17 protein-coding genes and 1 tRNA gene are annotated in these 15363 nt (G+C 62.0%); 9 read left to right on the top strand and 9 right to left on the bottom strand.

The window, feature by feature from the left end; all coding sequences use genetic code 11:
• Positions 1-397 precede the first annotated feature (397 nt).
• Positions 398-1615: a tyrosine-type recombinase/integrase gene (locus NKJ84_RS13095; RefSeq protein WP_352506782.1), complete on the top strand. Its 1218-nt coding sequence runs from the start codon at positions 398-400 to the stop codon at positions 1613-1615.
• Positions 1616-1636: 21 nt separating this feature from the next.
• On the opposite strand, the gene NKJ84_RS13090 is transcribed toward NKJ84_RS13095, so the two are convergent.
• Positions 1637-1712 (bottom strand) — tRNA-Ile (locus NKJ84_RS13090).
• A 180-nt stretch (positions 1713-1892) separates the two neighbouring features.
• Here NKJ84_RS13090 and NKJ84_RS13085 point away from each other — a divergent pair.
• On the top strand, positions 1893-2603 hold the full coding sequence (locus NKJ84_RS13085) for an SIMPL domain-containing protein (protein WP_352506781.1): 711 nt from the start codon (positions 1893-1895) through the stop codon (positions 2601-2603).
• 129 nt (positions 2604-2732) lie between these two features.
• Here NKJ84_RS13085 and NKJ84_RS13080 read toward each other — a convergent pair whose 3' ends face one another.
• Positions 2733-3092, bottom strand: coding sequence for a hypothetical protein (locus NKJ84_RS13080; RefSeq protein ID WP_023678277.1), 360 nt, complete (start codon positions 3090-3092; stop codon positions 2733-2735).
• Between the two features lie 244 nt (positions 3093-3336).
• Positions 3337-3783, bottom strand: coding sequence for a YcgN family cysteine cluster protein (locus tag NKJ84_RS13075; RefSeq protein WP_254820372.1), 447 nt, complete (start codon positions 3781-3783; stop codon positions 3337-3339).
• 210 nt (positions 3784-3993) lie between these two features.
• Here NKJ84_RS13075 and NKJ84_RS33235 point away from each other — a divergent pair, with 210 nt between their 5' ends.
• Together NKJ84_RS33235 and NKJ84_RS13060 are read left to right on the top strand one after the other, a co-directional pair.
• Positions 3994-6222, top strand: a complete 2229-nt coding sequence (locus NKJ84_RS33235) for an OmpA family protein (RefSeq protein WP_352704279.1) — start codon at positions 3994-3996, stop codon at positions 6220-6222.
• Positions 6223-6458: 236 nt separating this feature from the next.
• Positions 6459-6974 (top strand): TIGR00645 family protein, encoded by a 516-nt coding sequence (locus NKJ84_RS13060; protein WP_254820365.1) that lies wholly within the window; start codon positions 6459-6461, stop codon positions 6972-6974.
• Between the two features lie 52 nt (positions 6975-7026).
• Here the strand turns inward: NKJ84_RS13060 and NKJ84_RS13055 are convergent, their stop codons facing one another.
• Entirely contained in the window at positions 7027-7893 is an 867-nt protein-coding gene (locus NKJ84_RS13055; protein WP_352506778.1) for an SDR family oxidoreductase, read from the bottom strand.
• A gap of 189 nt (positions 7894-8082) precedes the next feature.
• On the opposite strand from NKJ84_RS13055, the gene NKJ84_RS13050 reads away from it, so the two are divergent.
• Positions 8083-8349, top strand: a complete 267-nt coding sequence (locus tag NKJ84_RS13050; protein WP_352506777.1) for a type II toxin-antitoxin system VapB family antitoxin — start codon at positions 8083-8085, stop codon at positions 8347-8349.
• Entirely contained in the window at positions 8346-8735 is a 390-nt protein-coding gene (locus tag NKJ84_RS13045; protein ID WP_352506776.1) for a type II toxin-antitoxin system VapC family toxin, read from the top strand. The genes NKJ84_RS13050 and NKJ84_RS13045 overlap by 4 nt, the downstream gene beginning before the upstream one ends.
• Before the next feature lie 6 nt (positions 8736-8741).
• Here the strand turns inward: NKJ84_RS13045 and NKJ84_RS13040 are convergent, their stop codons facing one another.
• Complete coding sequence (locus NKJ84_RS13040; protein ID WP_352506775.1) at positions 8742-9377, bottom strand: helix-turn-helix transcriptional regulator; 636 nt, start codon at positions 9375-9377, stop codon at positions 8742-8744.
• A 7-nt stretch (positions 9378-9384) separates the two neighbouring features.
• Positions 9385-10254: a S1C family serine protease gene (locus NKJ84_RS13035; RefSeq protein ID WP_352506774.1), complete on the bottom strand. Its 870-nt coding sequence runs from the start codon at positions 10252-10254 to the stop codon at positions 9385-9387.
• Between the two features lie 168 nt (positions 10255-10422).
• Here NKJ84_RS13035 and NKJ84_RS13030 point away from each other — a divergent pair, with 168 nt between their 5' ends.
• Positions 10423-11370: a S1C family serine protease gene (locus NKJ84_RS13030; RefSeq protein WP_352506773.1), complete on the top strand. Its 948-nt coding sequence runs from the start codon at positions 10423-10425 to the stop codon at positions 11368-11370.
• Between the two features lie 120 nt (positions 11371-11490).
• On the opposite strand, the gene NKJ84_RS13025 is transcribed toward NKJ84_RS13030, so the two are convergent.
• Together NKJ84_RS13025 and NKJ84_RS13020 are read right to left on the bottom strand one after the other, a co-directional pair.
• Positions 11491-12402 carry an arginase family protein gene (locus NKJ84_RS13025; protein ID WP_352506772.1) on the bottom strand — a complete coding sequence of 304 codons (912 nt, stop codon included), beginning with the start codon at positions 12400-12402 and terminating at the stop codon, positions 11491-11493.
• Between the two features lie 118 nt (positions 12403-12520).
• A complete protein-coding gene (locus tag NKJ84_RS13020) occupies positions 12521-12943 on the bottom strand; it encodes a VOC family protein (RefSeq protein WP_352506771.1) in 423 nt (140 codons plus the stop codon).
• Between the two features lie 66 nt (positions 12944-13009).
• On the opposite strand from NKJ84_RS13020, the gene NKJ84_RS13015 reads away from it, so the two are divergent.
• Entirely contained in the window at positions 13010-13636 is a 627-nt protein-coding gene (locus NKJ84_RS13015; RefSeq protein ID WP_352506770.1) for a TetR/AcrR family transcriptional regulator, read from the top strand.
• On the opposite strand, the gene NKJ84_RS13010 is transcribed toward NKJ84_RS13015, so the two are convergent.
• Entirely contained in the window at positions 13569-14525 is a 957-nt protein-coding gene (locus tag NKJ84_RS13010) for a LysR family transcriptional regulator (RefSeq protein ID WP_352506769.1), read from the bottom strand. The genes NKJ84_RS13015 and NKJ84_RS13010 overlap by 68 nt on opposite strands.
• 108 nt (positions 14526-14633) lie before the next feature.
• Between NKJ84_RS13010 and NKJ84_RS13005 the strand changes: the two genes are divergently transcribed.
• The gene (locus NKJ84_RS13005; protein ID WP_352506768.1) at positions 14634-15278 is read left to right on the top strand and encodes an FMN-dependent NADH-azoreductase; all 645 of its coding nucleotides are present in this window, start codon (positions 14634-14636) and stop codon (positions 15276-15278) included.
• Positions 15279-15363: the final 85 nt, after the last annotated feature.

Raw genomic sequence — 15363 nt, 5'->3', positions numbered from 1 at the left:
AGCACAGGGCTAGGACATGATTGAGCGTCTGCAATATTCGGACAGGTACATAGGAAGACAGGCAGGCGTCAAAAACGCGCTTTCAACGCGCTAAACCGATGCTACGCACCCCGAGCGTCTTGCCGCCCTCGCTCCCGCCGGTAGGAATCAATCGCGAGCAGGCTGCGACGTTCATCGGCGTAAGCTCAACGACCTTTGATGAAATGGTCCAGGACGGCCGGATGCCGCAGCCACGAATGCCGAGCAAGGGGCGCATTGTTTGGGACGTCGAGGAACTTGTATTGGCGTTTCGAAAGCTCCCTCACCGCCAAATCGGAGGAGCACCAAAGCTTGACGAAGATTCGCCGCCACTAGACAATCCTTGGGATCGAAAACCACGAACATGACGGATGAGCCCGTGAAGGTCGATCTTAAGGGCGTAGTGAAGGACACTGATCGCCACGGCAATGATCGGTACTATTTTCGCGCACCGGGTCGGAAGAAGGTCCGGCTCCGTGAACCGACCGGCAGCGACGAGTTCCTCGAGGAACTGCGGTGCGCGCGCGCCGAGGTCACTTATGTTCGGCCCGGCACTCTTCCCGAGATTTGCCGGCGCCTCCCCAAGCCTTCCGAGCCAGCGAAGAAAGGCACGTTGCTGTGGCTTTGCCAGGAGTATTACCGTCGGGGCGGCACGGAAATCACCCAAGACACTATGGCGCGCCGACGAGCAATTCTGGAGCGCGTATGCGAATTACCTCATCCCCTCGAAGGTGACCCGGATCCTCAGTATCCCACCAAGGGATCTCTGCCATTCGCCGGTATGAAACGGTCTCATGTTAAGGAGATCAGGGACACCAGGCTCGACGCCCTTGGCGCGGCAAACAATATCGTAAAAGCCATCAGCGCGATGTTTGAGTGGGCAAAGGACACAGAGATTCCGGGCGTCGACTCCAATCCCGCCCGCGGCGTCAGACGGCTAAAGAGCGGCGACGGCTGGCACCCATGGGACGTGTCGGAGATCGTTCAATATGAGAAGCGGCATCCGCTGGGTACCGCAGCCAGACGTGCGCTCTCGATCTTCATGTTTACTGGCCTGCGGTTGTCCGACGTCGCGATCTTCGGTCGACAGCACATCACGCTCGTCTACAACGAGGAGACCGAGCAGTGGGAGAAGTGGATCAGAATTAAGCCTGGGAAGACCAGTCGTAACAAGGATGCGGTGTTGGTGGAGCTCCCGCTTCTGCCCGAACTAGAGGCGGAACTTGAGCACACGCCCTCCGACCAGATGACCTTCCTGGTCAATGAGTATGGTCGCCCGTTCTCGGAGAACGGTCTGGGCAACAAGATGCGCCAGTGGTGTGATCAAGCTGAGCTGCCGCACTGCAGTGCTCATCGAATTCGCAAGGCCGGCGCGACGATCGCCGCTGAGAACGGCGCGACGCACGAGCAGCTGAAGGCGATATATGGGTGGACTACGTACCAGCAGCCCGACCACTACATCAAGAAAGCGCGTCGCCGGAAGGTAGCGAGAGCGGCGAAATACCTGCTGGTTATCGATCGAAAAGAGAACAAAATTGTCCCACTTTCTGAGGGGGTTGAAAGAGGTGGGACAAAAATCGCCAAAAAATCCAATTAAGTCAACGGCCACAAAAGCCAATGGTGGGCCCGGAGGGACTCGAACCCCCAACCAAGCGGTTATGAGCCGCCGGCTCTAACCATTGAGCTACAGGCCCCACGGCGCTGGATTAGTGTTTTTCCCTGAACCGCACAAGGCTTTCCGAGGGCTTTCCGAGCAGGCGTTCCAAGGAGCTGGCAGAGATCGCCCAAATCAGCCCATATTGATAACCTATTGCACGTCGCCCATTGGACACCGCCTACTCGGCTGTCTTGGGATCGCAGATCGAGGAGATTTTATGACCAGACGTATTTTGCCCCTGGCGATTGCCGCCGCAGTCGCATTTCCGGCGATCGCGGCCGCCGCCGATTCACCACCGCCGCCGCGTATCGTCGTCACCGGTGAAGGCGAGGCGGCGATAGCACCCGATCTGGCTCTGCTGACGCTCAGCGTCATGCGCGAAGCCAAGACGGCACGTGCAGCGCTCGATGCCAATAACGACGCCATGGCCGCGGTGATCGCTGCAATGAAATCATCCGGCATCAAGGAGCGCGACCTGCAGACCGCGGGCATCCAGATCAACCCGCGCTATAACTACACCAACAAGCCCGACGGCAGCCAGGAGGCCGAGCTTGTCGCCTATCAGGTGACCAACACGCTGTCGGTGCGCATCCGCGACATCGACAAGACCGGCGACATTCTCGACAAGGCGGTGTCGCTCGGCGTCAACCAGGGCGGCGGCATCTCCTTCTCCAATGACGATCCGGCGGCAGCCGTCACCGAGGCGCGCAAGAAGGCCGTCGCCAATGCCATGGCCAAGGCCAAGACGCTGGCCGAAGCGGCCGGCGTCGGCATCGGCCGGGTCCTGGAAATCACCGACCAGAATTTCGCACCACCGCCGATGCCGATCAACGCCAAGGCATTCGATGCCGCTGGCGCGTCGGTCCCGGTGCAAGCCGGCGAGAATTCCTATACCGCACAGGTGACGGTGACTTTCGAATTGAAATGATCATCGCTTGCACATGCAAAACCCCGGAGGATCGATCCTCCGGGGTTTTTGAGCCGCGCTTTCCGTCCTGGCGGAAAGGGCTCCGCTACTCTACCGGCTGCAAGTCAACCGGCCGCAGGCCCGAAGACCTTAGCGATAGATGATCGGACAGCCGCGCTCGTTGGCAAATACGATCACGACACGGTCGCCATACTGGCGGCCGGCGACCTTGACCGTGCGGCGGTTGATGTCGATGATGCGGGCGCGGTGCAGGCCCATGCGTTCGGCCTTGTCGATGGCACGCTCCGGCGAACAGGACCGGCGCCAGCCGCCATGACGGCGATGTTCGCGATAGTAACCATCATCTTCGTCGCCGGTATAGACGCCGACGCGCGGATCTTGGTTGTTGCCGAAGCCGAGATAGATGCTGTCAGCATGAGCGGGGATGGCAGCAAGCGTGCCAAGGCCGACAAGAGCCGAAAGAGCCGCCGTCTTGATGGTGTTGAACATTGTCTTCTCTCCTTGTTGAGGGTTTCCACCCGTTTCGTCGAACCGATGGGAGGAGAATGCACCCGCCTGTCTGAATTTTTTGCGAACCGGCCATTCATCTCCAGTTCATGAGGCAGAACCGGGATAGTCTCTCGCTTCTGAAGGCGGTGCTATGGACGGCGGTGCTACATAGGGTGGATAGCATGGTGGATGGACAACGTCCGTTTTGCCGTCGATTCCGGATTCTCGATTTTGCGATAAAATCCTAAGGCTCGTCCGCGAGAATATGGTCGAAATAGTCGTCCGGCTCGGCAAGGTCGGTCTCGCTGGCGCTGACTCGGCCGCGCATCGAGATGCCTGCCTCGTGCACGGTCTCGTCGCTTCCAGACACCAGCCTGTGCCACCAATAGAGATCGCGGCCCTCGGCGACCAGCCGGTAAGCGCAAGTCTTGGGCAGCCAGCTGATGGTGCGCACATTCTGCGGCGTCAGCCCGACACAATCCGGAACACGCGCCAGCCGGTTGGCATAGTCGGAACAGCGGCAGCTTCCAGCGTCGAACAGCCGGCAGCCGACGCTGGTCCAGTAGATTTCTCCGGTGTCCTCGTCTTCGAGTTTGGACAGGCAGCATTTGCCGCAGCCGTCGCAGAGTGATTCCCACTCGGCCGGGGTCATCGCCTCGAGCGTCTTGGTCTTCCAGAACGGCTTGTCCATTGTCGGCATGTGGCCCTCGGACGCCTCAAGGTCAAGCACGGCAACACTTGCGCCTCGTCCGAACGATACGCCAGGAACATACGAATGACACGAAGTCGCCTTCAAAACGCCGGTCAATCGCCCTGTACCACCGCTAAGACCTACAAACAGGAACCAAACATGGTTGCTGAAAGTTTGGGCACGGATGGGACGCCACAAGGAGTGTTTATGATGAAACGCCAACCACGGATTCTGGCAGGCACGGCGCTTGGCCTGTTGATGGCGTCCGCGCCGTTAGGCGCGTTCCCGCTGCAAGGCAATGCTGCATTCGGCCCCGCCCGGAACAGCGCAATGTTTATCCCGGCGCAGTCGAATTGTGCCGAGGGCGAATCGGCCGAAGCTTGCGCTCAAGGCGGAAAGTCGGAGCCGGAACAGAAGCCCGGCAAGAGGCGCGACCGGCAAAAACAATCCGAAGCGGCGCCCGCCGAACAATCGGGCGAGCCCGAGCAGAAGCCGCGCAGGAACAAGCGCGAGCAGCAAAAACAGAGTGAATCCGCGCCTGCTGAACAGCTCGCGCCTTCCGGCGAAGAGCAGCAAGGAAATCAACGAAGGAAGAAGAGGCAGCAGCAGATCGAAGCCGCTCCGGCTGACCAGCAGACCGCGCCTGCTAACGACGATCAGCAGCAACTCAAACCGCGCAGGAAGAAGCGCGACCAGCAGCAGATCGAAGCCGCTCCGGCTGACCAGCAGGCCGCGCCTGCTAACGACGATCAGCAGCAACTCAAACCGCGCAGGAAGAAGCGCGACCAGCAGCAGCAGGAGGCCGCGCCTGCCGAACAGCCGGCCGAGCAAGCTGCACCCGCGAACGACGATCAGCAGCAGCTCAAGCCGAGGAGAAAGAAGCGCGACCAGCAACAGCAGGAGGCCGCGCCTGCCGAACAGCCGGCCGAGCAGGCTGCACCCGCGAACGACAACAACGAGCAAGTCAATCCGCGCAAGAGGAAGAACAAGCAAGACCAGCAGATCGAGGCGGCACCGGCCGAACAGGCGCCGCGCAAGAAGGAACGCCCCGCCGGTGAGCCTCTCCCACAGGCCGAGCCACTTCCAACCGAGAAGCAAGCGGCTCCTGCTCAAGGCGAACAGCCCGAGAACCAGGCGAAAAAGCGTGGCAAGAAGCCCGTTGTGGAAGAGCCGGTGACCGGCGAACAGCAGCCCGCAACCGGTGAGCAGCCCACGACGACGGGCGAACAGGCAGCACCCGCCGAGGGTGGGCTCCCTGCTCAGGGCGAAGCCGCCGCCAACCCGAACGAGGCGCCCATACTGGACAGCCAGAAGGATGTCTTGCGCAAGCGCAAGGGCGGCAAGGAGCGCGGCCAAAATGCCGGTAAGCAGCAGGGCAACCAGCCAGCCCAGCAGGGCGAGAACCAGGTGGAAGCCCCGAAGCCTGCTCCGATCGAGGAGGGACCGCCACCTACCGACGACAAGGCAGCCCAGCAGGAGATCAAGCCTGAAAAGATCGTTCCGGTGACCGAGGAAAAAGGCAAGCGCGTCGAGCGTGCGCCCGACATCGAGGATGTTCGCCGCCGTCCGCGCCCGCAGGGCGCCAACGTCGTCAGGGAATTCGGCGACCGCGTCATCCTGCAGTTCAACAACCAGACCTTCGTGGAAAGCAGCGATGCCCCGCGCATGCACCGCGGCGCCAGGAATGTCTATTATGAGGACCTGTCGGGCGATCGCACCCGGGAAATCGTCGAGCGTGACAATGGTGTCCGGATCGTCACTATCCGCAACCGCTACGGCGACGTCATCCAGCGTTCACGCATCGCGCCTGACGGGCGCGAATATGTGCTGAGCTATGTCGACGAGCGCTACTATGACGATGATGCAGACTGGCGCGACCCGGGCGACGACCTGCCGCCGATGCGCCTTACCATTCCGCAAGAGGAGTACATTTTGGATTCCGAAGAGGTCGAGGATCCGGACGACTATTACACCTTCCTCGAACGGCCGCCGGTGGAGAGGGTCCAGCGCCTCTATTCGGTCGACGAGGTCAAGCGCTCGGCCCGAGTGCGTGACATCGCCCGCCGGATCGACCTCGATACGCTCAACTTCGAGTTCGGTTCGGCTTCGATTTCCGACACCGAGGTCCAGAAGCTGGAGGGTGTTGCCAACGCCATGGAGAAGCTGCTGAAGAAAAACCCGGCCGAGACCTTCCTGATCGAAGGCCATACCGATGCAGTCGGCACGCCGGAGGCGAACCTCGCTCTGTCCGACCGCCGCGCCGAGGCGGTCGCCGAAGCTCTGACCAATGCCTTTGGCATCCCGCCGGAGAACCTGACGACGCAGGGTTATGGCGAGGAGTATCTCAAGGTCAACACGTCGGGACCCAATCGCGAGAACCGGCGCGTCGCCATCCGCCGGATTACCCCCCTGGTGGCGCCGGTGGCCAGCGCCCAATAAACCGCAATATGAACCGCGCGATTCGATCAACCATTGAGTCGCGCGGTCATCAATCTTGAAACGCGCGGCTACCAATCCCAAATTCTGGACATGGCTTCCCTGCCCTGTCCCGACTCCAGCGGGACACGCGAGCCCCGCCGGTCCCCTCCCGGCGGGGTTTCGTTTTTTTAGGACCTTGCAAACCGCCGCAGCCTGCCCGAAATACGGCGCTCCGCAAAGAAGCCCGGAACCGTCACATGAAGCGCATCGAACTTGCCATCGAATCGATCATTCTCGCCTCGCGCTGGCTGCTGGTCGCCTTCTATCTCGGACTGGGCGCGGCACTTGCCATCTATGCCGTGTCCTTCGGCAAGAAGCTGTTCGAGTTCGTTCCTGTCGCCTTCACGCTCGATGACACCGACACCATCCTGAAAATGCTCGGCCTCATCGATGCCGCGCTGGTCGCCTCACTGGTGGTGATGGTGATCATCTCGGGCTACGAAAACTTCGTCAGCCGCTTCGATGAAAATGACGGCAAGGTGCATTGGCTGGGCACGATCGATGTCGGCTCGCTGAAGGTCAAGGTCGCCTCGACAATCGTAGCGATCTCCTCGATCCACCTCTTGCAGGTGTTCCTGAACTCGGTCTCCTACACGACCGACCAGCTGATGTGGCTGACCATCATTCATCTGGCCTTCGTCGCCTCGGCATTCATGCTTGCTTATATCGACCGGCTGATGGGCCTGGGCAAAGCCAAGAAAGCCGGGGAGTGAGCATGCGTCTGTGCCGGTCTTTTGAGGATACTTCTGTAGGTAGATACTTCCGTCAGTAGATAGCTTTGATTTTGGTATCAGTCCGCCCGAACACCTCGTCCGGCACAAAAAAGTCGCCGGCGAGCGGGCCTGTCGCGCCCGGCGCATAGGTCGAGAAATCGCTGACGCCCTCGGCACGCAGCACTTCTTCGTCGATGTAGAAATTGCCGGTCGCCTCGCGCGACGGCCTGACCAGGATGGCGTATGCCGCATCGGCCATGATGTCGGGCGAACGGCTCATCGCTGCCACCGTCGCTCCGCCCAAGAGGTTGCGCACCGCCGCCGTGTCGATGGTAGAGATCGGCCATAGCGAATTGACCGCGATGCCATCCCTGGCGAACTCGGCGCTCATGCCCAGCGTGCACATCGACATGCCGAACTTCGCCATCGTGTAGGCGACATGGTTCTTGAACCATTTGGCCTTCATGTCGAGCGGCGGTGCCAGATTCAAAATGTGAGGATTTTCCGCCAACCTTAAGTATGGAATGCACATTTTGGAGACGAGAAAAGTGCCGCGCGTATTGATCTGGTGCATCAGGTCGTAGCGTTTCATGTCGGTCTCCAGCGTGCCGGTGAGTTGGATGGCGCTGGCATTGTTGATACAAATATCGATGCCGCCGAACCTCTCCACGGTCTTGGCGACGGCTTCGGCGACCTGCGCTTCATCACGGATGTCGCACGGCGCTGGCAGCCCCTTGCCGCCGGCCTGCTCGATCTCTTGCGCCGCCGTGTAGATCGTCCCCGGCAGCTTCGGATGCGGCTCGGCGGTCTTGGCCGCGATCGTCACGTTGGCGCCGTCGCGCGCCGCGCGCAACGCAATCGCCAGTCCGATGCCGCGCGACCCGCCGGAGATGAATAGCGTCTTTCCCTTGAGCGACATCGTTGCGTCTCCTTGTGCTACGCTCTTTTCCGCTATCTTTTCTCTTTGCGATCCTTGCCCGCACCAACGACGGATACAAGGGCCTGCGGCCGTAACGGTGTGACGCCACGGAGGGTTGTGGATTTCGTGAGACGCGTTGAATCGCCGAGCAAAATTGTTATATTCTACCTAAACAGGAAGAATATATAAGTGGCTTTGTCTATCAAGAATACCAAGGTCGAGCAATTGGCGCGTGAGCTCGCCCGCCGCCGCCGGGTATCGGTGACGGAGGCCATCCGTCAAAGCCTTGAGCGGGAAGTTGCGCGCGAACGGCTTGTGCCCCGCGAGGAGACCGGTGATCTCTTTCAACGTCTGATGGCCATTGCCGAACGGGCCGCACGAATACCGGAGCGCGAAGACGCGATGAGCGAAGATGAAATTCTCGGTTACGATGAGCTGGGCATCCCGACGCGATGATCATCGATTCCTCGGCGCTGGTCGCCATCTTGCGCGCGGAACCGGGCTACGATCGATTCGTTTTGGCAATCGCCCAGGCTGAAAGACGTTTGCTTGCGGCACCGACATTGCTCGAAACGACAATGGTGCTTGTCGGTCGCTGGCAGGATCAGATTATCGATCGTTTCGAAGCCTTTTTGCGCACTGCCTCGATCGAAACGATACCCTTCACGGCCGACCACGCCGCTGTCGCCCGTCAGGCTTTCCTGCGCTACGGCAAAGGCCGGCATCCTGCCGCTCTGAACTTCGGCGACTGCATTGCTTATGCTACGGCCCGTCTCGAAGCCATGCCATTGCTGTTCAAGGGTGACGACTTCCGGCTGACCGACATCGAACCGGCCCTTTGATCCACGTTAGACCAGCACCAAGCCTTGCCGCATGGCGATGGCGATCGCATCGGTGCGGTTGACGGCACCGAGCTTGGTCAAGATAGCCGCGACGTGGAACTTCGCCGTGTGCACGGAGATGTCCAGTCGTCGCGCGATAACCTTGTTGGGCGCGCCTTCGGCCAGCAGCGCCAGCACCTCGCTTTCGCGCGGCGAAAGCGTCGGCCGGACGATATGCTCGTCAGTTGGTTCTTCCTCGAACCGGCCGCTGTCGTGGAAGGTCAAATCGTGATGCAGATCGGATAGAGCATGGCTGTCGCGCGAAATCCGGTAGCCCGCCGCCGCCAGCCGCGCGGCGGCGGCGATCAGCAACTCGTCCGCTTGCACCGGCAGCACGGCAAACACTGTATCGGCCGGCCGTTCACGGGCCGCTCGCGATAATAGCAGCACGCGAGGCATAGCCGCGTCGAAGAGACCGCCTTGTACTCCATGGTCATCGACGATGGCGACATCCGCCGCCCCGTGCCCGTCGACATCGCCCGCCAGAACCGGCCGCAGATCATCGGTCGCGGCGAGAGCCGCGGACAGACTTCGTGCGCGCTCGGCGTCAGCGAGCGCGATCAGCACCGTCAGCCGTCTGCCAGCGACCTCACCGCTTACCATCTATCCCTCAGCTCAGTGGTTTTTCACCGATGGTCAGGGAAACCTCACGATTCTCGCCGCCGCGCACCACGCCGAGTGTCACCAGGGCACCGGCACTGTCTGGCCCGAGCTTGCGGATCAGCTCGCGCGGGCCATGCACCGCCTCTGCGTTCCACGACACGATGATGTCGCCGAGGCTGAGACCGGCTGCTTTCGCCGGGCCGTTATCGTCCAGGCTCATCACCATGGCGCCCTGTGTATCACCATTGCGGACCGGATGCAGGCCGGCGCCAAGATAGCCGCGCGCCACATGACCCTTCTCGCGCAGTGTCGTGACTGCCCGTTCGATCGTTTCGTAAGGCATGACCAGTGCCCGCCGGCGTGGCCCGAACAGCAGCATGCCGATCAGTCCGCCCTTGGCGTCGAGCACAGGGCCGCCCTCGAAACGGCCGCCGGCATTGACGGCAAGGTTGATGCGCCGGTCGATCGTGCCGCCCCGCATCGAGCGCCAGGCCGGACCGACCTCGCCGACCGTGCCGCAGGTGGCGAGTGACGTACCGTCACTATTGCCCGCGATGATTGCCAGATTGCCCGGCCGCACCGCCTCCGCCTTTACCAATGACGGGGCGCTCGGCGCGCCGGCCGGTTTCAAAACGGCCGTGCCGGTGGACGGGTCGCGGCCGACCAGTTCGGCCTTGACGGCTTGGCCCGAAGAAAACGTCAGCTCGATCTCCTCGCCGGCCTCGACCGCCTCCTCGGCAGTGACGAAATAGCCGTCCCGCCAGTGGAAAGCAGTTGACGTCCGCTGGTGCGTCGCGAAGCTGGCCGTCGCTGGTGCCGCAGCTGCCGCGATGTCGGCAATGGCGTCGGATAACATGCTCAGATTGAAATCGCTCATGATTTGTCTCCTGGGTTCTTCGTGACCCAGATATCGCCCGGCGGGGGTTGGCGGATACTCGCCTGACGGCTAGTTGAGCATTTGACTGGCCATCTGGTCAGGTCGCGGCCGGTCCGGCTGCTCCGCACATATAGGCATTGTTCATCTTGTTCCAAACGGAGTCCTCAGGTGGCCCTGCCCGCTCAGCAATTGCAATATGACGATGCCCTTCTCGATGCCTATTCGGCGACGGTCGCCGATGCCGTCGACCGCATCGGGCCCGCCGTCTGCCGCATCGAGCGCATCGGTGGCCCGGGCGGCCATGGTTCCGGCTTCGTCATCGCGCCGGACGGGCTGGTCGTCACCAACTTCCACGTCGTCGGCGATGCGCGCAGCGTGCGCGTATCAATGCCGGACGGCGCTTCCAGGGAAGGCCGCGTGCTCGGCCGCGACCCCGACACCGACATTGCGCTGGTGCGCGCCGACGGTGACTTTGCCGACGTTGCGCCGCTCGGCGATTCCAAGCGTTTGAGGCGCGGCCAGATTGCAATTGCCATCGGCAACCCGCTCGGCTTCGAATGGACCGTCACCACTGGCGTCGTCTCGGCACTCGGCCGCTCGATGCGTGCCTCCACCGGCCGGCTGATCGACGACGTCATCCAGACCGACGCCGCGCTCAACCCCGGCAATTCCGGCGGACCACTGGTGTCCTCGGCCGGCGAGGTGATAGGCGTTAACACCGCGATGATCCATGGTGCGCAAGGCATCGCCTTCGCGGTTGCCTCCAACACGGCCAATTTCGTCATCTCGGAAATCATCCGCTTCGGCCGCGTGCGCCGTGCCTTCATCGGCGTTTCAGCCGACACCACCAACCTGCCGCGCCGCGCAGCCCTTTTGTCGCAAGTATCGAGCCGCACGGCGGTGCGCCTGCGCACCGTCGAAAAGAACAGCCCGTCGGACAAGGCCGGCCTCAGGGAAGGCGACATCATTGCCGCCATCGACGGCCGCCCGGTCACCGGTGTCGACGATCTGGTGCGCATGCTCGACGCCGAGCGCATCGGCCACGAGACGCTGTGCACGGTGGTGCGCCGCTCCGGCATTACTCAGGTCACGGTGATGCCAGTGGCGCGAAGCTGAGTGCTCGACCTTGATCCCGAACCGAAGGTCAGCGCAGCAAAAAGTGGGAACCGGTTTTTCGGACAACATCATGGTCAAACAAGATAGAGCCCATCCCGAACCTATCGGAATGGGCAGGCTCTATCGCGGCGCATAGATCCGGCCAAACAGCGAAACCAGCAGCGCGGCCAGTTCGCCGGTCGGATCGAGATCCGGATCGAAAATGGTCATATCCATTCCGGTGCAGCGCGTATCCGCCACCAGCGCCGTGAGAATGTCGACGAGATCGTCAGGATCGATGCCGGGGCTGCCCGGTGAATCCACTGCCGGCATGACTGTCTGATCGAGCGCATCGACGTCAAAATGCACCCAGTGGGGCCAGCCGGTTCGCGCCAACGTGCTCCAGGTCTTGTCCAGGACCTTCGCCGCGCCAAGCTCGCGCACGGCAAAGACGTCGATCAACGTCATCGCGGTCGAATGGATGTCCGGCCAGCCGAAGTTGGCGTTGCGGTTCTCGCGTTCGCCGATCTGTATCACCTGTTCGTCCGCGACAAGCGGTCTTTCGATGCCGGGCCAGTCGGTCAGCAACGGCTCACCACGTCCGGTTGCGAGCGCAAGGTCCATGCCGGCGGCCGAGCCGAGTGAGGCGTTGACGTCGTAATTGCCCGGATGGCGGAAATCGCTGTGGCCATCGACATGGACCAGCGCAACCGGACCAGATCGCCGTGCTGCGGCCAGCGCGCCAAGCAGGACAGCGCAGTCGCCGCCCACGGCCAGCGGAAACTCGCCTCGTCCCAGCGCGCCGGCAACGATTTCGGCGAGTGCGAGATTGAAGCTGCGTATGGCGTTGCCGTTGCGCAGCCGGGTGCCCGGCTGTGGCTCGGTGCTATAGGCGGGCCGATCAAGATCAACCACTTTGGCGGGCGAAAGCATCTCGACCAAGCCGGCTTCGGTAAGCGCCTGCGGCGCGCGCCAGGTCCCCGGAATATGCCCCGGCCGGAGCGGGCGGAGGCCAAGGTTGGAGGGTGCGCGGACAAGGCAGATTTCACGCATGGAGAAGGCCCAGGGTTGATTAACCCCTAAGCATAAACCGCAAAGGCGTGACCGGCCACGCGGCTAAAGCCCTCACGTCGCGTCTGCCGACAGTTCCTGCCAGCGGCCGCTGTCTCGCTCAGCCCGCCGCGCCATCGGCGTATTGCGCTAGGAATTCCGGGCTCGGCGGGATCGGCCTGATGACGTCGATCAGCACGCCGTTGGGATCTTTGGTGATAAAGTGGCGCTGGCCGAAGGGTTCGTCGCACAGCGTTCGCAGGATCGGTAGCCCGGCGGCGGTGATCCGCTCATAGACGGCATCCGCATCCCTGACCTCGAAATTGATCAGCAGGCCGGAGGTGCGGCCCCGCCCCTCCTTCGGGATCGTCTCATGATCGCCCTGGACGATGCCGAGGTTGACGCGACGATCTTCGGCTGAGCGCAGATGGACGTACCAGTCGGCCTCGAACAGCGGCTTGAAGCCGAAATGCGCGATATAAAAGGCTGCAGTGCCGGCAACATCGCCCGTCATCAGCACCGGATAATAGCTCGTCGTCCTCATCTTTCCTTCTCCCGGCGAATAACATACAGTCTGCATCTAAATTGAACTAACATACAGGCTGCATGTATGCAAAAACGATCCGCTCGCCGCTCCAACCGCGATCGCACGGAGGCGACACGCGCCGAGCTCATCGCCGCGGCGCGAAAACTGTTCACCGAAAAATCCTATGCCGAGACCAGCACACCCGAGATCGTCGCCGCTGCTGGCGTAACGCGCGGCGCGCTCTATCATCACTTTGCCGACAAGCAGGCGCTGTTTGCCGCTGTGGTCGAAAAAGAGGCGCAAGCCATCGCGGAAGAGATCGAACGCGCGTCGCCGCCTTCGCTATTTGCCCACGATGCGCTGATTGCCGGCTCGGATGCCTATCTGGCTGCCATGCGTGCCCCCGGCCGAACTCGACTCTTGCTGCTTGATGGCCCGGCCGTGCTCGGCCGCGCCGCCATGGATGCGATCGACAATCGCCATGGCAACCGTTCGCTGCGCGACAGCCTTGTTGCCACGATGCGGTCGCACTCCATGAAGAGATTGCCTGTGGAAGCACTGACCGCTTTGCTCGCCGCTGCCTTCGACCGCGCAGCGCTCGCCATTGAAGCTGGAGCCTCGATCGAGGATTACCGCGCCGTTCTCATGGCGCTGATCGACGGCCTGTCTCCGGCTCCTTCGCACGCATCTCACCCGGCTCGAACTCGTTGAAACAGCCGAGCTGGCGCTTGAACTGGTCGATCAGCCAGGCGGCCGCCGGTTTCGGGCTGCGATCGGCGCGATGCATGGCATAGAGCGGCGAACGGACTTCGCTGTAAGGCTCGAGATCGAGTTCGACGAGCCGGCCGTTCGCCAGATCATCGGCAATCAGCCATCGCGGCAGCCCGCCCCAGCCCAGCCCCTCGCGCATCAGCACGTGCTTGGTGCGCACATCCGTCAGCCGCCAGGTGCGGTAGGCGAAGACACCATAGTCACGCCCGCGCGTACGCTCGGATTGGTCCGAGACGACCAGCTGGATGTGTTCGCGGACATCCTCTAGCGCCACTGGTCTCGGCAGCAGCGCCAGCGGGTGTTCAGGCGCTGCAGCTGGCACCAGGGAGATGAAGCCGATGCGAAGCAGATTCACGTCCGTCTCACCCAGAAGCCCCCCGATGCCGAGATCGGCCTGTCCGCCGACAACATGATCGAGGATCAGGCCAAGCGAGCCGATATGCAGACGCAGCGTCACTGCCGGGAACTGCGCCTCGAATGCCTTTAGCACCCGAACCAGCACCGGCGACGGCAGTGTCACGTCGACCGACAGCGTAACTTCCGCCTCCAATCCCTGCCGGTATCCGTCGACACGCGAGCGGATGCGTTGCAGCACGCCGACCATGCGTCGCGCATCTTCCAGCGTCGCCTTGCCGACATCGGTCAGTTGCGGTTCACGCGCGCCCTCGCGCTCGAACAGTTTCAGCCCGAGCTGCGCTTCGAGGTTGGCGATAGCGTAGCTGATCACCGATTGCGCGCGATTCAATTTGCGCCCGGCGGCCGAGAAGCTGCCGGTCTCGGCCACCGCAACTAGGATCTGCAGTTGGTCAAGCGTCGGGTTCGGTTGCATCGTTCAATCCACAATTTAGATGGATCATATACAAAATATACCAGTTTTTCAAATGGGTCTGCGCACACATATTTGCCGGGAGATTTTAAGTCACCCTGGAGACCCATCATGTCGATCCTTCTTGTCACATCCAGCCCACGCGGCGCCGCCTCGCACTCGACCCGCATCGCCACCGAACTCGCCGAGAAGCTGCTTGCCGCCAATCCCTCGGCCAGGCTTGTCGCCCGCGACCTCGTAGCCAACCCGCTGCCGCATATCGACCCCGACTATTCGACCGGCATATATATGCCGGTCGAAGCGCGCAGCCAGCGCCAGGCTGAGGCCGTCGGCGTTTCCGACACGGTACTGGACGAGCTGTTTGCGGCCGACACCGTCATTCTCGCCACCGGCTTCATCAACTTCAACATCTCCTCGACGCTGAAGTCCTGGGTCGATCACATTGCCCGTTCCGGCAAGAGCTTTGCCTATGGCGAGAACGGCCCCAAGGGCCTCGTCACCGGCAAGAAGGTCTATATCGTGCTGGCTTCGGGCGGCATCTATTCCGAAGGTGCGGCCGTGCAGTTCGATCACGCCATTCCCTACCTGCGCAGCGTACTCGGCTTTCTCGGCATGAACGATGTCGAGGTCATCCGCATCGAAGGAGTCGGGATGGGCGCCGATGCGGTGGCAGCAGCGCTGGCCAAGGCCTCGACGAAGGTCGACGCCATTGTGGCTGCGACCGGAAATGCCGAGCGCGTCGCCACCGCGGCGTAAAGCGTCAGCATAGTCTGAATTGTACAAGGGCAGGCGCCCGGCGCCTGCCCTTGTTGTCGTTGGCGACAACCTATTGTGGTGGGCC

It is taken from the genome of Mesorhizobium sp. M0048 (assembly GCF_040323405.1).
Lineage (GTDB): Bacteria > Pseudomonadota > Alphaproteobacteria > Rhizobiales > Rhizobiaceae > Mesorhizobium.
Note: the sequence above shows the minus strand (reverse complement) of the source record. Positions and strands in the feature narration are given on the sequence as shown.